Annotated in this window: 16 protein-coding genes and 1 rRNA gene; 16 read left to right on the top strand and 1 reads right to left on the bottom strand. The window is 50.2% G+C overall.

The window, feature by feature from the left end:
* The 15 genes from GJ688_RS17985 to abc-f form a co-directional block, all read left to right on the top strand.
* A 23S ribosomal RNA gene (locus tag GJ688_RS17985) occupies positions 1-181 on the top strand; the annotation flags it as partial.
* 215 nt (positions 182-396) lie between these two features.
* Positions 397-1014: a hypothetical protein gene (locus tag GJ688_RS17980; protein ID WP_155477905.1), complete on the top strand. Its 618-nt coding sequence runs from the start codon at positions 397-399 to the stop codon at positions 1012-1014.
* 210 nt (positions 1015-1224) lie between these two features.
* Positions 1225-3504 carry a DEAD/DEAH box helicase gene (locus GJ688_RS17975; protein ID WP_235911082.1) on the top strand — a complete coding sequence of 760 codons (2280 nt, stop codon included), beginning with the start codon at positions 1225-1227 and terminating at the stop codon, positions 3502-3504.
* Positions 3497-4579, top strand: a complete 1083-nt coding sequence (locus GJ688_RS17970) for a hypothetical protein (RefSeq protein WP_155477904.1) — start codon at positions 3497-3499, stop codon at positions 4577-4579. Before GJ688_RS17975 ends, GJ688_RS17970 begins: the two co-directional genes overlap by 8 nt.
* A 76-nt stretch (positions 4580-4655) precedes the next feature.
* Complete coding sequence (locus GJ688_RS17965) at positions 4656-5069, top strand: PAS domain-containing protein (RefSeq protein WP_155477903.1); 414 nt, start codon at positions 4656-4658, stop codon at positions 5067-5069.
* 44 nt (positions 5070-5113) lie between these two features.
* Positions 5114-5692, top strand: coding sequence for a GDSL-type esterase/lipase family protein (locus GJ688_RS17960; protein ID WP_155477902.1), 579 nt, complete (start codon positions 5114-5116; stop codon positions 5690-5692).
* A gap of 144 nt (positions 5693-5836) precedes the next feature.
* Complete coding sequence (locus GJ688_RS17955) at positions 5837-7099, top strand: MFS transporter (RefSeq protein ID WP_170292133.1); 1263 nt, start codon at positions 5837-5839, stop codon at positions 7097-7099.
* 108 nt (positions 7100-7207) lie between these two features.
* Entirely contained in the window at positions 7208-8623 is a 1416-nt protein-coding gene (locus tag GJ688_RS17950) for an MFS transporter (protein ID WP_170292132.1), read from the top strand.
* 287 nt (positions 8624-8910) lie between these two features.
* The gene (locus GJ688_RS17945; protein WP_170292131.1) at positions 8911-9477 is read left to right on the top strand and encodes a nitroreductase family protein; all 567 of its coding nucleotides are present in this window, start codon (positions 8911-8913) and stop codon (positions 9475-9477) included.
* Between the two features lie 7 nt (positions 9478-9484).
* On the top strand, positions 9485-11485 hold the full coding sequence (locus GJ688_RS17940) for an ABC-F family ATP-binding cassette domain-containing protein (protein WP_155477898.1): 2001 nt from the start codon (positions 9485-9487) through the stop codon (positions 11483-11485).
* Between the two features lie 400 nt (positions 11486-11885).
* Positions 11886-13058 carry a sensor histidine kinase gene (locus GJ688_RS17935; RefSeq protein WP_155477897.1) on the top strand — a complete coding sequence of 391 codons (1173 nt, stop codon included), beginning with the start codon at positions 11886-11888 and terminating at the stop codon, positions 13056-13058.
* Positions 13059-13082: 24 nt separating this feature from the next.
* Positions 13083-13550: a hypothetical protein gene (locus GJ688_RS17930; RefSeq protein WP_155477896.1), complete on the top strand. Its 468-nt coding sequence runs from the start codon at positions 13083-13085 to the stop codon at positions 13548-13550.
* A 211-nt stretch (positions 13551-13761) separates the two neighbouring features.
* On the top strand, positions 13762-14016 hold the full coding sequence (locus GJ688_RS17925; RefSeq protein WP_155477895.1) for a DUF1540 domain-containing protein: 255 nt from the start codon (positions 13762-13764) through the stop codon (positions 14014-14016).
* A gap of 233 nt (positions 14017-14249) precedes the next feature.
* Complete coding sequence (locus GJ688_RS17920; RefSeq protein WP_328597399.1) at positions 14250-15827, top strand: exo-beta-N-acetylmuramidase NamZ domain-containing protein; 1578 nt, start codon at positions 14250-14252, stop codon at positions 15825-15827.
* A 360-nt stretch (positions 15828-16187) separates the two neighbouring features.
* Complete coding sequence (abc-f, locus tag GJ688_RS17915) at positions 16188-17903, top strand: ribosomal protection-like ABC-F family protein (RefSeq protein ID WP_155477894.1); 1716 nt, start codon at positions 16188-16190, stop codon at positions 17901-17903.
* Positions 17904-18138: 235 nt separating this feature from the next.
* On the opposite strand, the gene GJ688_RS17910 is transcribed toward abc-f, so the two are convergent.
* Entirely contained in the window at positions 18139-19212 is a 1074-nt protein-coding gene (locus GJ688_RS17910) for an S-layer homology domain-containing protein (protein WP_155477893.1), read from the bottom strand.
* 272 nt (positions 19213-19484) lie between these two features.
* On the opposite strand from GJ688_RS17910, the gene GJ688_RS17905 reads away from it, so the two are divergent.
* A complete protein-coding gene (locus GJ688_RS17905) occupies positions 19485-21014 on the top strand; it encodes an HD domain-containing phosphohydrolase (RefSeq protein WP_155477892.1) in 1530 nt (509 codons plus the stop codon).
* Positions 21015-21099 lie beyond the last annotated feature (85 nt).

The raw sequence follows: 21099 nt of genomic DNA, 5'->3' as shown, positions 1-21099 counted from the left end.
GTAGCTATGTCGGGAGCGGATAAGCGCTGAAAGCATCTAAGCGCGAAACCGACCCAAAGATGAGACTTCCCACTACGGAAGTAGGTAAGACCCCAGGAAGATGACCTGGTCGATCGGCCCGAGATGTACACGCTGTGAGGCGTTTAGTCGACGGGTACGAATCGGTCGAGGACTTGACCTTATGCTTTACAAATCACTTCTGTGTGGTTTTCAAGGAACGAGAAAGAGGCCTATCGCAACAAAATGCGGTAGACCTTTTTTTATATTGATTGATGAGCATTTTATCGACCAGGGGTTTTGGAGTGCCTCTACAGGTACTCCAAAAAGTCATATGGATGCAACCCGACTTGTTTTGTGATACATTGATAGAACGAATAATAGGAAGAGGGTATCAAAATGACAGAAGTGAAACAACGGTGGATGGCTAACACAGAGCAGGTTCGATGGGTTGTCGAGTATGGTCAAGTAAATGCGAGCCAGCCTTTTAAAATAGACTTACACGATTGGCCTCAGGAAATTCGTCGTGCTTTAGCATCCAAAGATGATCTCGGGCCTAGTCAAGACCTTTACTTTGCCGCAGCGATTCTGGCAGGTGCCTTCGCTGAAAAAAATAAAGGTGCCCAGGATCATAAGGATAACCATTTGCTTTTTATTTTGTCTCATACTCTGTTTAACGAAATCACTCAAATTGAATTGGAAGAGATGGGATGCATCACGTTTAAAGGTGTCCATTGTCCTAAGACGGATAAACACTGGCCGGGACCGACTGCGGCATTTTTCGATATGTGGCTGGAATCACTGAAGAGTGAGACTGCTCTCGACGCTTGGATGAATGAGTTTTTTTGGTCTGTCCATATGGATATTACACTGATTCCTAGAAAAGTAGAAGGAAAAGAGAAGCATATTACTCCGTCCATCGGTACGTTAATTCATGAGACGAGCAAGGCGGCTTATATGGTTCAAGCCCATGACGAAACTCAGAAAGAGCCGAATGTTCCAGACTCACTAAATTAAAGTTTTACATATTCTGAGATAATCATTGTGAAAAAAGGCGAGTTTTTGTGTAACAATAATCTCAAAGCTTGATAGGATTGAGGAAGACTGTTTTGAATCATGAAAAAAGTCGTGGTGATTACTCACCAGGGCTTTTGTTTTTTTAACTGAGGCGGTTATGGTAAAATGAAAAAATGAGGTAACGTCCAACCAGACAGGTGGGAAAACGAGATGAACAAACCGACGCCTTTTTCGATAGCACCGGAGACGTTACAAACGAACGGTCTTCTTTTGCAAGGGTCTGTAGCGGAACTGTTCCGTTCGTTTAACGGGAGCACTGTTTTTTTGCAAGACCCTTTTGGAAACTACATCAAATGTAAGGTGAACTCTCACGGAACCTTACTGCAAGGAACTCTGCTGGGGAAGTTTTTGAAAAACATGGACTCGTCCCATTTTCAGATTCAACACATTGATGGTGAAGATTTCTTAGTCTTTCCATCATTAAAATCGCAACAAAAGCAGCCTAGGAAGGGGCAGCCTTCGGCAAAGGCGGTTTCACCAGTTACAAAACGATCCACCTCTACCGTCAAATCAGTTGCTTATTCGTCGAAAGGGACGGGGAAGGCTGACACGAAGGCCTCTAAAGCCTCACCGTCACCTGTTTCCATTTTGCCATCGGAAAGCCGAGAGCCTGCACGGGCGATTCCCGTCGATCTGGTCCAAGCCATCGTTCAGGATTTTGAGCGAGATTCTCGAGGCGATGTGGTGGAGGTCCGCTTCGATCGGGCCAGCGGTGAAGGTTTGGTTCAACAAATTATGCAAGGACAGGGTACCTGTGCCGACGATCTGTACTTGCGCCGCCAGGCGCTGCTCTTTTCGCTCCATCCCGGTTTCGATACGCTCCTATCCTTGACAGCCACCCGCAATATGGAACCTTTTGAATATCAACTTCGTACGGTGCGCCATGTGTTGGCGAACTTACGCGGGCGGGTACTTCTTTGCGACGAAGTGGGCATGGGTAAGACGGTGGAGGCCGGCTTGATCGCCCTCGAATACATCTTGCGCGGCTTGGCCCGCCGGGTTCTCATCTTGGCACCGCCGTCTCTTGTCTCTCAGTGGCGAGAAGAGATGCAGGTCAAGTTCAACCTCGATTTTATCACATATGACGATCCCGAATTTAAGGCCCATGACGATCCTTGGCGGTCCTACCCGCGCATCATTGCTTCGATTGACACGGCAAAGCGGGAAGCCCACCGCCATCAGATCGGTGCAACTGCCTTCGACTTAGTCATCTGTGATGAGGCCCATCATCTGAAGAACCGCCGCACCCAGTCCTACCAACTCGTTAGCAAGTTGCAGAAAAAGTACATCCTTTTGCTGACGGCGACGCCTGTGGAAAATGATTTGGAAGAGCTTTTTAATCTGATTACGCTGCTCTTGCCGGGGCAGTTGGAGACGGCAGCCGCTTTTAAGAAAAAATACATCACTCGAGGCGATGCCTTAAAACCGAAGAATACGGAGGAGTTAAAGGCGCTTGTACGCGAGGTGATGGTGCGCAACCGCCGTTCGGAGACGGGGGTTATTTTGAGCCGCCGTTATGCTGAAACGATTCGCTTGCAGCTTTCTCCTGAGGAGATGGCTTTCTACCGGAGGTTGACTCATTTTGTCCGGGGCTATTTCACTGGCGGGGTGGACAAGCCTATGGGTGGAGCGAGCTTGCTCACGTTGAAGGTGCTGCAGCGGGAAATCGGCAGCAGCATTGAGGCGGTCTTGCCGACGCTGGAGAAGATGATGGAACAGCCCTCTTACGCCCCGGAGATGCGCCGTCTTTTTGCGGCTTTACGGGAGCAAGCGAATGCGGTGCCCCACCGGGCAAAAGCCGATGCATTAGTTAAGTTGCTCCAAGGGCTCAACGATAAGGTGATCATTTTTACAGGCTATTCAGAGACCCATCGTTACTTGGTCCGTCGGCTCACTGAGGAAGGTTTTTCGGTGGCCCAACTCCACGGCGGGATGAAGCGGCTCGAAAAAGAAGAGCAGGTACGCCGGTTTGCCCAAGACGCCCAGGTGCTCCTGTCAACGGAAACGGGCAGTGAGGGGCGGAACTTGCAGTTTTGCCGCTACCTGGTCAATTATGATTTGCCCTGGAATCCAATGCAGATCGAACAGCGCATCGGTCGAATTCACCGCGTTGGTCAGGAACGCGATGTCTACATTTACAATTTGTCGGCTCAGGCCACGCTGGAAGCCCATATTCTCGAACTACTGGATGCGAAGATAAATATGTTCCAACTGGTTGTTGGTGAGTTGGATATGATCTTAGGAAATCTGAAGGAAAATCAAGGCTTCGAGGACATGGTGCTGCAGGCTTGGCTTCAGTCGTTAGATGATCAAGATATGGAGACTCAGATGGGTAAAGTTGGCGATCAATTGCTGGAGGCGAAAAACCATTATCTGGCCATTAAGGCTATCGATGAGCGGTTATTGGGGGAGTTGATGCCCGATGAGTGATCGTCGAACGCTGACGACGCACGGCGATATTAAACCTTTTGTCCGGGATTGTCTTCGCCGTTCCGGCGCCATTGTTGAGGAAAGCGGCTATGAGCTTTGGGAAGTCCTGCTCAGCGACGATTTTTCCCAGCGTTACCCGGACGAGCATCTGCTGTTGACCTTTGACGCTGAGGTGGCCCGGGAGACACCGGAATCCCTTTTTGTCACCTATGGAAGCCCACTACTCGACGTGGTGGTAGATCAGGCGAAAATGTACGGCAAATATACGCGTTTATACTGGCCCGGCACGTCTCTACAACCGCCGCAGAACTTAGTGAATAAGATTCAAGATCAGATCCAGTTTTTACGTTGCCGTCCTCCATCGGTGGAGATGATTTGGACGGCAGAGCATCTTTTTTACGCTTTCTTTTTTGTCTGTACCTTTCAGTCTTTTGAAAAGACAGAAGAGTTGCTACCGGTAGTGATCGATGGTTATCGAGGGGAACGACGGGACGACTTTTTTCAATGGTGGGATGCCATGCTCCCGGCGGAAACGCCAGCCTACAATTACACTCCGGCATCATCCCTTTCGGCTGTAGCGGCTTATGATTTGGCTTGTTCGATAGCCGAGCACTCTGCTAAAGAGCGGGCGCAAGCGATTTACGACAGTTCAGCCGTCTTTCGACGACGTGAGTTGAGCAAGATTGCTTCTTATTATATGGAAACCGAAGCGGCTTTGCGAAAGAAATGGGAGGCGGTGCAAGGCGATTCGGCTGATGGGGCCGACAAACAGGCTCGCTTGATGGCCCAAATCGATGCGACTCGTGCCGACCGGCAGCGCCGGCTTGTCGATGCGCAGGACCGGTACCGGGTGCGGACCGATCTGCGGTTGGATCATGTGTTGACCCTTTCGGTGCCGCGCATCCATGTGCGGCTGAATGTGCAGTCGGGGAAGCAGGTAATCCAGCCGGTGCTATTGTATAATCCTTTGAGCGGTCAGGTGGAGCCGATTCGCTGCGATACCTGCGGCCGGCCTGTGACGGTAGTGGCCCCCGATAAGGAGGGGCGATTCGTCTGTGGTCAAGGATGTGATTAAAGGGTCGATCTGGTTTTAATGGAAAATATAATAAAATCTTGTCTGTGAAAGAGTAGTTAGGGAGGTGTGCTCCTCTATGCAGGAGGTATCTAAGGTAGACCTTCCGGAGAAGGATACTCCGGGCCATGAGGTTTCCAGTGAGGAAATCCTTTCGAAGGCTGCACCTTGCTTTCAAGGGCTTCCGGTTGCGATGACCGTCTGTGACCAGGATGGTCGTATCGTCTGGATGAATGACAAATCTATTCAGATGTTTGCGAAAAGGGGAGGTCGTGAGCTGATCGGAAAAAGCCTTTTTGATTGCCATGGTGAGCGTTCTGGGAAAATTCTTAGGGACTTGCTGGTGGGACAAAAAGCGAACTGCTATACGATCGAAAAGGCTGGCATCAAGAAGATGATCTATCAAGCTCCATGGTATGACGGGGACCGCTTTGGCGGTCTGGTGGAAATCGTCTTTGAAGTCCCTTTTGACATGCCTCATTTTCAACGGTAACATAACAAATACACTCATTCATTGCGATACAAGGGGATTATAAAATGGAGAATCGTTCAACCCAAAAAGCGACTATTTATGCGGTCGGGGATTCGCTCACCTGGGGCTATCCTTATGGTCCGGAATACTCCTGGACGACCATGGTCGAGGCGGCACTGAAGCAGCCTGTGATTAACTTAGGTGTCAATGGAGCGACGACCGATGACATGCGGCGAGAGATCATCAATATTCTTCCCGATGTGGAACCGCGGTCTATCGTCATCGTCACTGGCGGCGCCAATGACGCTTTTGAAGGTGTCTCTCAAGAGAGGTTTTTGCGAAATTACCGGGATATGGTGGAGCGGATTCAGATCGCTCGCTGCCAACCGGTGATCGGCTTGACCTTGCCCATTAACGAGGAACCTTTTGGTGAGCGGGTCATCCTTTTCCGGGAATGTCTCCTGGACGAGCTCAAGACGGAATCGGCCTGGAAAGATGTCTTGGTCGTCGACTTTTTCAGAGCCCTGGCTGCGCCGAACGGTGTATCGATGGATCCGTTGTTGGCGGAAGGGGAATGCCATCCCAATAAAGCTGGCTATCGGAAGATGGGGGAAGCTGCGATCGATTTTTTCGCCTCGCTGTAAATACAGGGATTGATTTATGATAAAATGAAGTGATCCCGTACATGAATATAGACGACCGCCGAAGCTATTGGCGGTCGTTTCTTCCTTTTCAGCTTGTGTTTTTTGTGTACATGGCGTAGAGTGCTTCGGAAAGAAGGTGGCACTGTGGCGGAACATCAGGTACAGGTATTGACGCAGAAGTGGCACCGTTTCGGTGTGGCCTTTTCTCATAGGAACTACCGATTGTTTTTTGCCGGGCAGGCCATTTCTGTCATCGGAACCTGGGTGCAGCGTACCGCTTTAAGCTGGCTCGTCTATCGGCTGACCAATTCGGTGCTGATGCTGGGATTGCTGGATTTTGCCGGTCAAATTCCTTTTTTGTTTCTTGCACCGGTAGCAGGAGTACTTGTGGATCGTTGGAATCGGTACCGGATTGTTGTTGCTGCCCAGGTACTTTCGATGTTGCAGGCGGGGATTCTTGCCTATCTGGTGTTAACCGATACGGTGCAGGTATGGCATGTGCTGTTGCTGACCGTTTTCATCGGGCTCGTCAACGCTTTTGAGATTCCTTCCCGCCAGTCTTTTGTCATCGAGATGGTCGAGGATAAGGCCCATCTAAGCAACGCGATTGCGCTGAATTCGGCGATGTTTAACAGTGCGCGAATCATCGGGCCTTCGGTGGCTGGTGTGGCGATTGCCACATTAGGTGAGGGATTGTGTTTTTTTCTGAATGCGTTGAGCTATATCGCCGTGATTGCCGGTTTGCTGATGATGAAGGTAAATCCTATTCCCCGTAAGATCAGCCGCCAACGGGTGTGGAATGATCTCATGGAGGGGCTGCGCTATGTAAACCGGATTCGAACGATCCGGGCTGTGTTGCTGCTCATGGTGGTCTTGAGCATCGCCGGTATGCCGGTCATGGTCTTGCTGCCGGTGATCGTACGAAATGCCTTTGAGGGCGGTCCGCAATTGCTCGGGTTTTTTATGTCCACCTTTGGTCTTGGTGCACTGATTGGCACCTTCTTCTTGGCGTCGCGCCGGAATACGGCGGGCTTGCAACGGCTGATCCCCATGGCCTGCGGGCTCTTTGGCTGTGGATTGATGGTCTTTTCCTTATCCCGTTCGCTCTGGCTGACCTTTCCCGTGGCGCTGATGATGGGATTGGGGATGGTGGTGCAGACTGCTTCAACGAACACTTTCCTTCAATCAGTTGTCGATGAAGACAAACGCGGTCGTGTCATCAGCCTCTATGTGACGTCTTTTGGCGGGCTGTCGCCGATTGGCAGTTACTTGACCGGTAATGCTGCCGATGTGTTTGGTGTGTCGGCCACCTTGTTCACCGGGGGGTTAGTCTGCCTAACGGGAGCCCTATTTTTCTTGTCGCGACTGCCTGCTTGGAGTCAGCAGCCCCAGGAAGCGATGCGATAGTGCAAAAAGTTCGATGAAAGAGGTTATAGTTTCCTAGGGATGGCCGGTTCCATAAGCGTAAAATATTTATAAAGATGAAGGAAAGTTACCCGAATTAGGAGGGATATGGTGGCTCAAAATGCAGCAGTACCTGCACCTCATCCGCAGCGATGGTTGATTCTGTTTTCGGTGATGGCCGCTGGTATCATGGGTCCCATTGACGGCAGCGTTGTCAACGTTGCGATGCCTACCTTCAGCAGTGTTTTCAATGTCGAGATCCATACGGTCAGTTGGGTCTCTATGGCGTACCTGTTGATGCTCGGCAGTTTGATATTAACGTACGGTCGCTTAGGTGATATGTTTGGTTTTCGGCGAATTCTTCTGCTCGGAATCCTTTTGTTTACGGTAGCCTCTGCCTTTTGCGCCCTTTCGCCGAATGTCTGGGTTCTCGTTTTTTTCCGGGCTCTTCAAGCCATCGGGGCAGGGATGTTTATGGCGATGGGGCCGGCCATCGTCACGTCTGTATTCCCACCGCAGGAGCGGGGTCGTGCCTTGGGGACGAACGGCATGATCGTAGCTGTCGGTCTGGCTTTAGGGCCGACCTTGGGTGGGTTTTTGCTGGCTTATGCCGGTTGGCAGTCGATTTTTACGATCAATATCCCTATCGGCATTTTAGGTTTTTTACTTTGCCTGAAGGTGATTCCCATCGACAAGAATCGCCGCGATCAGAACTTCGATCTCGCCGGGGCGATGCTCGGTTTTGTGGCGTTAGGGTCGTTCTTGCTGGTCGGCAGTTATGGCGAGGAATGGGGTTGGACATCGACGCCGGCTTTGGTTTTTTTGGCCCTCTTTGTTTTTGGGTCGGCTGCTTTTATTTACTGGGAGCGGCGGGTCGAAGATCCGATGCTCGATTTGACCCTCTTTGAGAACCGGGTATTTTCGGCAGCCAATTTTGCCTCCTTGATGAATTTCATGTCCCTGTCTGCCGTGATGTTTTTGCTCCCCTTTTACCTGCAACGGGTGCTTCACTTTGATGCCCGGCTTATCGGCCTCATTTTGACGGTCTCGCCGGCGATGATGTTGATTCTAGCGCCGACGAGCGGTGCTTTGTCCGATAAGGTGGGAACCCGGTGGTTGGCCTTCACTGGGCAGAGTCTTGTGGCCCTGGCCATGTTCCTCATGTCTTTTCTGGGGGACCATTCAGGTGTGATCGACGTGGTATGGCGGCTGGCTATCTTCGGTCTTGGCACGGGCATTTTTCAATCGCCGAACAACAATGCTGTCATGGGAGCGGTACCTCGGCATCGGCTCGGTGTGGGCTCAGGCACGCTGGCTACGGTACGCAACGTCGGGATGGTTCTAGGCATCGCCGTAAGCAGCGGGGTCATGACTTGGCAACTGGCAGCTTATCAAGGAAGCCTGTCAGCCCTAGGGAGCGATTCGGCGACAGCTTTTATGGCGGGGCTGAAGGTGGCTTTTCGAGTGGGATCGGCGTTGGCCATTCTGGGGGCGTTGGTGAATATTTATACCCAAAAGAAAAGGTAGGTTACGAAGAAATCGACGTGCAATAATTGACAATCAAGATATACGTCAAAGCTACTAACGAAAAAGGGCACTCAGGATGTATTTTCCGAGTGCCCTTTTCTATGTTGTCACTTAGCGAATTTCATAGTTTAACAGGACTGTTTCGCCAGTTGCAGTTTGGCGGAGACAGGCGAATCTATGCGGTACATGGTATAATCATATATAATCTTTTCTATCGCCAAGAATAACACTTTTACTGGATGATATTCACAGAAGACATCTTCGCGATTCGACGGAGGAGGAACAAGGTGAACTTACAAGAGGCCATATACGAGCGCCGTTCAGTGCGTAAATACACATCACAACCGGTACAGAGGGAACAGATTCTAGCATTGTTGGAAAATGCGGTACAAGCACCGAGTGCTATGAATAAACAACCCTGGGCTTTTGTCGTGATTCAGGACAAAGAGCGCTTGAAGACCTATTCCGATCGTGCCAAGGAGATGCTGCTGTCAGAAATGGATCAGAAGCCTTACCTTGCCCGCTACCGATCGCTCTTTCGCAACGAAAGCTACAATATTTTTTATAATGCGGAAACGTTAATCGTTATTTTAGCGAAACCCCAAGGACCCGATCCGAAAACAGATTGTAACTTGGCGGCACAAAATTTGATGCTGGCCGCTCACGGCATGGGATTAGGTACTTGTTGGATCGGTTTTGCTTATCCATTTCTAAATCGGCCCGAGATCAAAGCGGAATTAGGCATTCCTCCAGAGTATCACGCTGTGGCCCCGGTGATTGTAGGCTATCCCGAAGAACCCTCACGTCCGGTGAAGCGGATCTCTCCGGAAATTGTCACATGGGTGGAGGCTTGAAGGTGCGATGAATTTGTTGGTGGCGGAAAACTTGACCAAAACCTACGGGGAGAAGGTGCTCTTGCAAGACGTGTCTGTTGGCATTGAAGAAGGAGAGCGCATCGGTCTCGTCGGCGTCAACGGGACCGGGAAATCGACCTTTTTGAAGATCTTAGCCCAATTGGACAAGGCCGACGGGGGAACGGTCACGACAGGCAACGCGGTCCGTGTCGAGTACTTACCCCAGGACCCAGCCTTCGACGAAAGGGCGACAGTGCTGCAGCAGGTGTTTAAAGGTAACTCGCCGACGATGCAACTGTTGCGGGAATATGAGCAGGCCCTGGAGAGACAATCGGCCGATCCGCACAATCAAGCCCTCCAGGAACGATTGCTGGCACTGAGTCAGCAGATGGAGGCCAAGCAGGTCTGGCAGATTGAGGCAGAGGCCAAAACGATATTGGCAAAGCTGGGGATCAAGGATGTGAGCTCCCCTATGGGGTCCCTTTCCGGCGGCCAACGTAAACGGGTCGCTCTGGCTGGGGCGTTGATCACGCCGTCAGAACTGCTCATTCTCGATGAACCGACGAACCATTTGGACTCGGAAACGATTTCCTGGCTGGAACAGTATCTGCTCCGGCGGCGGGGAGCACTGCTCATGATCACCCATGATCGCTATTTTCTCGATCGGGTTGTCACCCGCATCTTGGAACTGGACAAAGGCCGGCTGTACAGTTATGACGGTCATTACACCGAGTTTCTCGCTGCGAAAGCCGAGCGGGAGGAACAGCAGCGTTCCAGTGAGCAGAAGCGGCAAAACTTGTATCGAAATGAACTCGCCTGGATTCGGCGGGGCGCGAAGGCACGAACGACGAAACAGAAAGCCCGCATCGACCGTTTTGAAAAACTGGTCGCTGAGAAAGTGGAACTGCGGGATGAGTCCTTGGAGATGCCCGTAGGGGCTACCCGTCTCGGTCGTAAGGTGATCGAGCTTTCAGATGTCACCAAGGAATATGCCGATCAAAAGGTGATCGACCGGTTCAGCTATATCTTTGGCCGAGGGGAACGTATCGGCATTATCGGACCGAACGGGGCGGGAAAGTCGACGCTGTTGAAACTGATTGCCTGCCGGTTAGCGCCGGATCAGGGGAGCGTGGAGACGGGAGAGACAGTGAAGGTCGGCTGGTTTGGCCAGGAAAACACCGAGATGAAGCATGAAATGCGGGTCATCGAGTATATTCGGGAAGTGGCCGAATTCATCCCCTCACCGGATGGGGGTGTGATTACGGCAGCGCAGATGCTGGAGCGATTTTTGTTTCCGCCCCATCTACAATGGACGCCGATTGGTCGGCTTTCCGGCGGCGAAAAACGCCGGGTCTACCTGCTGCATGTGCTCATGGGGGCTCCCAATGTATTGATTCTCGATGAACCGACAAACGATTTGGATGTACAGACCTTGGCCGTCTTAGAAGACTATTTAGATGACTTCCCCGGAACGGTCATCGCCGTATCTCACGACCGTTACTTTTTAGACCGGATGGCGGAGAAGATTTTTGCGCTCAAAGGTGAAGGGACGGTGAACGTTTCCGTCGGAAACTTTACCGACTATGAGGAACGGCTTCAAGAAGAGGCCGGAGCGGCCAAGGATCGTAAAGACGAACCAGCACAAGGTGCTGGAAAAGGCAAAGCGAGAATCGAAAAGATGGATGGCAAAAGCGGGACTGTTGATGCCGCCCAAAATGATTCCCGTGAGAATTCCGGGACGAACGAAAAATCGTCGCGGCCCCTGAAGTTTACCTATAAGGAAAAAATCGAATACGAACAGATCGAGGAACAGATCGCTCAAGCCGAGCAGGAACTGCAAGCGGTTCGGGAGAAAATCAATGCAGCTGGGAGCAACTATGTGCAGTTGCAGGAACTGATGCAAGAGCAGTCCCAGCAGGAGCTACGTGTCGAAGAACTGGTCGAGCGGTGGGCTTATCTGCAAGAATTGGCGGAGCGAATCGCCGAAACGAATGGAAAATCTGGTTGAAGCAGAGTAGGCCACTGATTTGGTGGCCTATTTTTGTTTAGGTGAAAGCGCGATTTTTGGGTAGAGGCTCAGCGAAAAGGGCTTGTGATCCATTAGGTTTGTGGTTACTGTCCACGAAGCTCCTTCAGTTGAAATCCCTCACAGGGTGTGCCGCAGCTTTCATAGACCACTGCGGAAGGGATTTTATCCGTTTTGGACCCGAGTAGACGACAGCCTCTCGGGAAGGTTGGATCCCAAGTAACATAATAATGTTTACAGCGGTGGCATTGGATAGGGGTCTTTTTTTGATTGTCCAAGCGAATTCACCTCAAAAGGCGCTTTATTAGCAGGAGTTTTTCTAAGACATGTCTAACCATCTTCATTAAATATCGATCAACTTGCCGTAAGGGTGTGGGTGACTATGGATACCAATGAGAAATCGACCATGCCGACTCACTTCGCTCCGGCGGAACGTCTGAGCCGTCAGCAGGTGGAGGAACAAACACGAATTGTCGAAAGCCTAAACGGTATGCGTGATGCCGTTGACGCGTTGCCCCACATCACCATGGTTCTTAACCAGCAGCGGCAAATTGTTTTTTGTAACGATAGCCTGCTTAGCGCTATCGGCGCCAGTGAAATGGGAGATGTGAAGGGAGCTCGCCCGGGAGAGGTGCTCCGTTGTATAAACGCGGCCAATAATTCCGGCGGCTGTGGAACCTCAGAGTCCTGTCAAACTTGCGGGGCGATCAATGCGATCTTAAATGGAACGGAAGGACATAAAGACTGTCGGGAATGCCGGATCACGGTGAAGCGGGAACAAACACTGCAGTCCATGGATGTACGGGTGACAGCCACCCCGATCCAAGTGGATGAACAAGAATTTACCATCTTGACCTTGACCGATATCAGTGGGGAGAAACGACGAAAGGCGCTGGAGCGGATCTTCTTCCATGATATCATGAACACGGCCAGTGGTCTCCGCGGTTTGATTGAACTGGTCGAAGATGTCCAAGACATTGAAGAAGCGAAGCATCTCATTCAAACGCTCGATTCGATCGCGAATACTTTAGTCGAGGAAATCGCCGAACAGCGGGATCTCATCGATGCGGAGAACCATGAGTTAAAGGTCGTTTTAGCGTATGTGCATTCGAAAGCCTTGTTGGTGGAGTTGGCAAGTCATTACTCCGGCCGGGAACAGTATCAAGGACGTATCGTTCACCTCGATGAGTCTTCCGAGGATGTGCTCTTTCTAACATCGCCGGTACTCCTTCGACGGGTCCTCAAAAATATGCTCAAAAACGCCCTAGAGGCGACGGGATTGGGCGAAATGGTCTCGGCCGGCTGTTATGTAAAAGACGATTATGTCATATACTGGGTGAAAAACCCGACCGTTATCCCTCGTGATGTACAGCTTCAGATATTTCAGCGCTCTTTTTCTACAAAAGGGAATGGACGGGGACTTGGCACGTACAGTATGAAGCTGCTGACAGAAGGATATCTAAAGGGAAGCATTTCTTTTACCGTAAACGAGGAGGGGACCACTTTTTTTGCGGCTTATCCCTTCACTCACCCCGATGGGGAATATATGGAGTGATAGCATCCCGTGAGGTGATACGAAATGATCGTAGCCATGCAGTATTCAAAACCAGATCTGTGGCCCCTTGAGCCGGGTCCAATGGGTTGGAAACTGCTTCGCAGGGGCGATATGACCTTGCTGCCCATGAAGAATCGACCTGTCGATGGGCCTTCCCCGGAGCGACGCTTCACGAACTGGATTTACCTCGATATTCCGGAAACCCACAGAGCGGTTCGGCGGTTCATTCTGGAAGCCTTGCCTGGACCGATCAGTGACCACATATGGCTTCACGTCCGGGGACCTCGACAATTCTGGACGATCTATGAAGAAATCGAATTTTATTTCAGCCGGGATATTCCAGGGCCGAAAGAATGCACGATCGAGGATATCACTGTGCCGGAAGGGGAAAAGTTGTTTCCTCTCGAAGGGCTAGCTGAACCTGAATTGTATGTTGGGAACCTGCTACAGGCTCTTGGGACCTTTTTTAAACAGACTTTAAGGTGGAGATAAAGATTCGCAGATATTTTTACTGCTGATGATTTTGCACTGATGATACCATTAACCGTGATGATTACATTAGGGATCACACTGGGATCAACCGTGAAAAAATCGCTCGGGCTTGATAAAATTAATGGTATTTTTGGAATATGGTCAGATGATACTGTTTGTCGTATAGTCGCCGCCTTCTGGGATAAGCTAACCTCAGAAAAGGAGGGATAACATGACGGGGAAACAGCATATTCACTGTGCCATTGAGAACTGCCATTATTATTCAGCGGGGAATAAATGCACAGCCAATGAAATTTTAGTGGCCAACGACCAATTCTGTAACTCTCAACCGGATCATGTGGACGCTCCGATGGCATCTCAAATCACGCCGGCTTCCGCGGAGAGTTGCATGAGCACGGCTTGCAAGTCTTTTGTGCCCAAAGGGTCTGATAAAGTTACCGCTGACGGAATCAAAAAGATGCAATAACCGATATGGCTGATTACACAGAAGGCGCCGGTCTTATCCGGCAGCCTTTTGTTTTTTGTGCAGCTTTCACTGATGATGACCGCCTTTGGACAGTGAGCCTTTTGGCATTTAAATAAAGGAATCCTGGGTGAATAGCCGAATATTACAAGACAAAAGGCATCGCACGGGTGGTGATTTTTAAGGTTAGATACAAAGCAAAGATAAGTGGAGGATAAATAAAGGGGGTTATACCGGTGAAGAAAGCAAAGATTCAAGGGATGGCGTCACTACTTTTGCTCCTGGCCATGCTGCTCACATTGCTTCCAGCGGCTCACGGAGCAGAGCCGTTCCAATTCAAACTCGGCAATGAACAGTTGATAAGTACCTATCATTCCCTGATTGCCGGAAAAAAGGTGGGGTTAGTGACGAACCAGAGCGGAGTCGATAGTCAGGGTCGCAGCACCATCGATAAGTTGGCCGAAGATCCTGAGATTAAATTGACCGCTCTTTACGGTCCAGAACATGGCATCGATGGTCAAGCCAAAGCGGGAGAGTACGTGGAGTCCTATACCCATCCTACCTTGGGAATTCCTGTCTATAGTCTTTATGGACAGACTCGTAGACCGACAGAAGACATGCTGAAAGATGTCGATGTACTGCTTTTCGACGTTCAGGATATCGGTGCCCGATCCTATACATACATATCCACGCTAAATTACTGCATGGTGGCGGCGCAGAAATATGACAAGCCGATCATCGTGCTGGACCGGCCGAACCCGCTCGGCGGGGAAACGGTAGAGGGACCGGTCATGGAAGACCCATTCATCACCTTTGTCGGTGTGGATAATCTGCCTATGGCTCATGGCATGACGGTGGGGGAGTTGGCCCGCTTTTTTAACCGGAAAATCGGCGCCAAACTGACGGTCGTACCTATGAAAGGCTATACCCGTTCGATGATCTTCCAGGATACGGGGCTGTCTTGGATGCAAACTTCACCTAATATTCCCGACATCGATTCGGTCTTCGGATATATGGCTACGGGCATGGGCGAAGGCACAGGAATTTATCAGGCCGATCAATTTAAATGGATCGGCGGCAAAGGCATCGATGCTCAGCGTTTTGCCGACCAACTTAACCAGGCGGGGCTTCCCGGGGTGATCTTCAATCCGGAAAACAGGGGAACTGCCGGCGGCGTTCGACTGCAGATCACTGATTATCACGCCTTTAATCCCGCAAAAACCGGAATATTTGCTTTGGCCATTGCCCATAAGATGAACAATTTTAAAGTGCCTAAAAGCGATTCTGTCGTGGTCATGTTCGATAAGATCATGGGTACTGCTCGGATGGGTCAGTGGATCGAGCAAAATAGGGAGCCACAGGAGATCGCCAATCTGTACAACTCGGGACTGCAGCGCTTCAAAGAGGAACGAAAACAATATCTCATCTACGGTAACTTTCCCGAATCACCCCGTTTGATCACCCCTATCACCGTATGGGTGGATGATCGTTCCGTGCCTTTTGATCGAGCCCCTTATATAGACAGCCATGATCGGGTGATGGTTCCGCTGCGGGCCATCGTGGAAGCCCTCGGTGCTACCGTCGATTGGGATGCAAGCAACAGCCAAATCACGGTGCGCAAAGGGAATGCGCTAAGCCGGTTTACCGTCGGGAGCACGACAGCCCTGTTTAAGGGCGTAGAAAAGACGATGGACACCAGTCCCGTCATCCTCGGTGACCGCACCATGGTCCCGGCACGGTTTGTTGCGGAATCGGTCGGCGCCTCGGTCAATTGGGACGGCCAGAACCAAAAAGTTCTCATAAGGGCAAAATAATTACCGCTATTGACCATTTGACAATGAACTGATAAAGGAATAGACTAGAAAAGAAATCCGAAGGAAAGGGTAAGGTAGCCGAACGTGCGCAATTAATCCGCTTTTAGATGGTTGGTAGATGAGCCTGTTAAACTGGAAAGACCCTTTGATGTCTTTGCTGTTTGCAGGTGTGCTATGCCATGCTAGAGTTGGATTGGTCATGCTGTACGTTAGGTGAACGACGGACACCCTTCTCCGTTGACGTTGTTGACCCCTTCCGCTTAGGAATCGGTCAGGAAGAACGTTGTTAAACGGTCTATTTGGGTTTCCTTCTGGACGACAGACCAATCCTCTCTTGCGCAAATCAAGGGAGGTTTTTTTATGCTCGCTATAGAGTTGAAAAAGGTAAAAAAGTACCTGGGTGATCGCCTGCTTTTGGCGATCGATAGTTTAAAAATACACCACTCCGATAAAATCGGAGTGGTGGGCCCAAATGGCTCCGGGAAGACGACCTTTCTCCAAATGCTGTCCGGGAAGATGCTTCCCGATGAAGGCGTCATCGAACGCTCTATCGAGGTCACTTTCATTACCCAGTTCCCATCGCCATCTGAACCTTCGCATAAACACCCCCTAAACCCCCTGTTGATGCGCGCTTTTCAAGTGGTCGACGAACAGCGGGAGACCTTGAGCGGTGGAGAGATCACCCGGCAAAAAATCGCCCGGGCTTTTTCTCTGTCGGCCTCGCATATTCTCCTGGCTGACGAACCGACGACCAACTTGGATGTGGAGGGGACAGAGCTTCTCGAAGTGCAATTACGCTCTTATGACGGTCCCAGCCTGTTGGTCTCTCATGATCGAGAGCTGCTCGACCGCGTCTGCAACCGGATCATCGAGATCGATAAAGGGTCGGTTCGTATATTTTCCGGCAACTATTCGGCCTATCGAACCCAAAAAGAGGCCGAACGGGAGCGTCAAGCACAGGAATACGTTCGGTATGTGGAGGAACGGGAACGCTTGCAGGGTGCTGTTCGAGAAAAATCCCGGCAGGCGAAGGAGATGCGGGCTACACCATCTCGTATGGGAAATTCAGAAGCGAGGCTGCACAAGCGGGGGGTCAACAACAAGCGGGCCAAACTAGACCGCGGTGCGAAAGCCATCCAGACCCGTTTGGAACAGTTGGAGGTAAAAGAGAAGCCGGCGTCATTACCGATGGTCTGTTTTGACCGTATTGGCGAGCAAAAAATTTCAGCCCGGAAAGTGCTGGTCCTTCGGGAGGTTTCGAAGTCCTTTGGACGGCGAAACTTGTTTCAGGACGTTAGTTTCGAAGTATCCTCCGAGAGCAAAGTCGCTCTGGTCGGTCCGAATGGCTGTGGGAAGACGACATTGCTAAAGATGATCATGAACGGCGAAAGGGGGATCACTGTGCCGGCCGCGGCCCGGGTCGGCTATTTTGATCAGCGCCTAAGCCTTCTCAACGAAGAAACAACGGTCCTCGACACATTGCGTTCTGTCAGTGCTCACCCTGAATCGGTGATACGCACGTTATTGGCTCGCTTGCATTTCTTGGGCGATGACGTCCATAAAAAGGTCAAAGTGTTGAGCGGCGGTGAACGGGTGAAGTTGGCTCTGGGCCGGGTTCTGGTGCAGGATTTTCACCTGTTGATCTTAGATGAGCCGACTAATTTCTTGGACCTCTATGCCATGGAAGCCTTGGAGGCCTTGCTCATGGAGTATCCTGGCGCCGTGCTTTTTGTCTCCCATGACCGGCGGTTTGTCGATCGGTTGGCTCAGCAGCTACTCGTGCTAGAAGCGGGGAGAATCATCGCTTACAACGGTTCTTATAGCGAATATCTTTCGTCACGAAAGACTCCCACAAAGTCGCGAGAAAAGGATCGACAACGGCAAATGATTACGGATCAAGAGCGAAGGGTGAGAAAGGAAAACTCCTCGGAAGAATTGATGTGCCTGCAGTTGCGACTTACCCAAGTGTTAGCCCAGCTTTCCATGACACCCCCAAAGGGGTCCGATAATCTGCACCCGAATCTTGAGGCAGAGTATCAACAACTGGTCAAGCAAATCAGGTCTTTGCAGAAATAACTTCATTGCAGAAGAATCGCCAAAGTACGATAAAAGTACCTCGGAAGTTTTATTTTCAGTGTTACAAAAAACTTTTTTGTGTCCTGTGATGTTTCAGTGTTTGATACTTTTATGGGCAGGAAGAACATGGGCTTTAAAATAGAGATAACGATGGAAAAGGGAGCCACGGCGTACGCTGTGGTTCCCTTTTCCATCGGATGGATCATGAAAATCTGATTGCATTGGTGGAAGAGGATTACCGCCCTGTCGTATCCTCTTGCGGTACGGCCATGTAGATTTTCCAGCTGTCTTCTCCGGGCATTTTTTTAAGCAGCATCAGGCTGGTTGAATTTCTCGTCTCTCGCTCCTGTTCACCGTCTTTTTTCATGATGAGGTCATATTTCTCTTTCAGCTGTACGACGGCGAAGCGGTCCGTTTTTAGCACAATCGTGGCTGTCGGCCGCCCCGACGGAATTATGTCGAAGGAGTATCCTTCGGCATCCATTTGCTCAAAAGTATCGGATGCTGCTTGCATAAAAGCACTGTAGAAGCCGGTACAGTATTTTGACGTGAGTTCAGAAACATGGCTGAAATCTTTTCGTTGCAACATCGTCAGGCTGTCTATTTCCTGGTTGAGCACGACATCGGTGAGACTTTGATCGCTGGGGAGTGCGGCAAGCTCCCGGTTCAGGGCATTGGAAACCATGGTGAAAGCTTCCGCCCGGGTGGCTGTCGCAGAGGGCTTAAACTGTCCATTGCCGTATCCGCCGATCAGTCCGGCCGCACTCGCTTTATCGATATACGCGGTGGCCCAGTATGCAGGGACGTCGGAAAAATGTTTGGGCTCGCCAGAGAAGTTTACCGATTTCTCAAAGGCCTTGACGACAAGAGCTGCAATCTCATCCCGCTGAATCAGGCGGTTCGGTTGAAACAATCCATCGCCCACACCGGAAACAACGCCTAAGGTACTGGCAATGCGGATCGGCTCGGAATACCATTGATTTGCAGGAACGTCACGATAGGTTTCGCCGGGAAGATCGCTTTGTAATCCCATGGTGCGTACGAGAAAGGTGACCAGTTCAGCCCGCGTGATGGGATTATTCGGTTGAATCGTGGCTACACCGCGGTTATCGATGTAGCCGCTTAAGGCGTCGGAATAAACAAAGTTCTGTAAGGTTGATTCGGCCCAATGCCCTTGGATATCTCGGATATCATATTGAGATATAAGTCGGGTCTGATCGGTCTGAGCCGCAGTGAAGGAAGGGACCGTCAAAGACAAGGTAAACAAGGTCAGAAGCACGATAGAAAAAAACTTCTTTGCAGTTCCCATTGCACAGTCCTTTCAATGATAAAATAAAACGGTTAATTCAGCAGATCATCCAGTACAATTATAACGGGAAGCAACAGCTGTCTTTAACCGATAAATATTTGGTATTTTAGAATAGTGACATTTCGAATCGTTGCGTTTTGAATGGTTACATTCGGGAGTTAGATTCAGTATAGTTTTTTTAATCAGTCAAGCAGGGAATAGCGAAAATTTATAAAATATTTGCAACATACATAAATATGTTCCAGGACCTAAGGATGGATGGTGAGCATACGATGCGAAAAGGAATATCGGGATCCCTGGCGGAAATCGGGACCTTATTAGATATCGGTATCGCCCTTTCTGCAGAAAAGGAACACGACCGAGTGTTAGAAATGATCGTTACAGAAGCTCGCAGGGTAACTGGGGCTGATGCAGGTACCTTATATCTTTGCGAAGAAAGCCAACTTACTTTTAAAATCGTTCAGAATGAGACACTAAAGGTTTTTCTTGGCGGACAAGGAGAACCAGTGGTGAACTTCCCGCCGGTGCCGATGAGACTGGAAAACGTCTCAGCCTATGCCGCTTTGAAAGCGGAATGTGTAAACATCGCAGATGTTTATGAGGCGAAAGAGTTTGATTTTTCCGGACCAAAAAGGTATGACAACATGACAGGGTATCGGACAAAGTCCATGCTGGTCGTCCCCTTGAAAAACCATGAATCCGAAGTGATCGCTGTCCTCCAATTGATCAACGCCACCGATGAACAGGGAGAAGTCATTCCCTTTGCACCTGAATTAGAAAAGGTTGTCTCTAGCTTAGCTTCTCAGGCAGCCATTTCGTTGACGAATCGCGGCCTTCTGGATTCTATCCAGCAATTGTTCCATTCTTTTGTAGAGGTCATGGCCACAGCGATTGATGCGCAAACCCCCTATAATGCCCATCACACCCGACGTGTGGCATTCCTGGCAGAAGAATTAGGAAGAGCAATCAATAAAGCCGATAGAGGAATCTTTGCAGATATGGTTTTCGACGAGGAACGACTCGAGCAACTGGTGATGTCCGCATGGCTCCATGATATTGGAAAGATCGCCACGCCCCTGTCGGTCATGAACAAGGCTACTCGACTTGGTGACCGTCGTGAGCTAGTTTTACTGCGCATGGACTACATTGCCGCTTTGCTTAGACAGGAGTATTTCGAGAAAAAAATGGCCTCTTTAGGGAAAGGAGATAGATTCGCCGATGAACAACTTGAGGCATGGTGGTCTGAGACTTGGCGGCACTGGGAAAACGTTTATGAGCTCATTCTATATGCCGATAATCCTTCGAATCGGATAACAGACGATAAAATCGCTGAACTACGAAAAGTACAACTTAGCGAATACATAGACAGGGAAGGAAAAAGGCAGCCCTGGTTGACGGCTGCCGAGCTCGAAGCGCTATGTGTCATCAAGGGTACCTTAACGAATTCGGAACGGATACAGATGGAGGAGCATGTTCAGGTTACCAAACGAATGCTCGAAAAATTGCCTTTTCCTCGGAAATTAGAGGATGTTCCAATCTGGGCGTCCATGCACCATGAACACTTAGACGGAAAAGGATATCCACTAGGCCTCGCCGGGGAGTCTATACCATTGGAGGCTCGGATCCTCGCCTTGGTCGATGTCTTTGACGCCTTAACCGCATCGGATCGACCCTATAAAAAGGCTATGCCCGTCGATGAAGCGCTGCGCATAGTAGGGTTTATGGTCAAAGATGGTAAATTAGACGGGGCATTATTGCAGATTTTTCAGGAACAAAAGGTATGGGAGAAGGTACATCCCTAATCAACGTTCATTCGTGATCGGTTAACCATATTTTCAAGATAAACCCAAATGAATTTAGGTTTAATGTTGAATGTTTACAAGTTGC

The organism is Heliobacterium mobile (assembly GCF_009720735.1).
GTDB lineage: Bacteria > Bacillota > Desulfitobacteriia > Heliobacteriales > Heliobacteriaceae > Heliobacterium > Heliobacterium mobile.
The sequence above is the reverse complement of the archived record's forward strand: the minus strand, read 5'-3'. Positions and strand labels throughout refer to the sequence as shown.

Excerpts from the sequence above, each read along its gene's own strand:
- GJ688_RS17980 (WP_155477905.1), top strand. The coding sequence starts at position 397 with ATGACAGAAGTGAAACAACGGTGGATGGCTAACACAGAGCAGGTTCGA.
- GJ688_RS17975 (WP_235911082.1), top strand. The coding sequence starts at position 1,225 with ATGAACAAACCGACGCCTTTTTCGATAGCACCGGAGACGTTACAAACG.
- GJ688_RS17970 (WP_155477904.1), top strand. The coding sequence starts at position 3,497 with ATGAGTGATCGTCGAACGCTGACGACGCACGGCGATATTAAACCTTTT.
- GJ688_RS17965 (WP_155477903.1), top strand. The coding sequence starts at position 4,656 with ATGCAGGAGGTATCTAAGGTAGACCTTCCGGAGAAGGATACTCCGGGC.
- GJ688_RS17960 (WP_155477902.1), top strand. The coding sequence starts at position 5,114 with ATGGAGAATCGTTCAACCCAAAAAGCGACTATTTATGCGGTCGGGGAT.
- GJ688_RS17940 (WP_155477898.1), top strand. The coding sequence starts at position 9,485 with ATGAATTTGTTGGTGGCGGAAAACTTGACCAAAACCTACGGGGAGAAG.
- GJ688_RS17935 (WP_155477897.1), top strand. The coding sequence starts at position 11,886 with ATGGATACCAATGAGAAATCGACCATGCCGACTCACTTCGCTCCGGCG.
- GJ688_RS17930 (WP_155477896.1), top strand. The coding sequence starts at position 13,083 with ATGATCGTAGCCATGCAGTATTCAAAACCAGATCTGTGGCCCCTTGAG.
- GJ688_RS17925 (WP_155477895.1), top strand. The coding sequence starts at position 13,762 with ATGACGGGGAAACAGCATATTCACTGTGCCATTGAGAACTGCCATTAT.
- abc-f (WP_155477894.1), top strand. The coding sequence starts at position 16,188 with ATGCTCGCTATAGAGTTGAAAAAGGTAAAAAAGTACCTGGGTGATCGC.
- GJ688_RS17910 (WP_155477893.1), bottom strand. The coding sequence starts at position 19,212 with ATGGGAACTGCAAAGAAGTTTTTTTCTATCGTGCTTCTGACCTTGTTT.
- GJ688_RS17905 (WP_155477892.1), top strand. The coding sequence starts at position 19,485 with ATGCGAAAAGGAATATCGGGATCCCTGGCGGAAATCGGGACCTTATTA.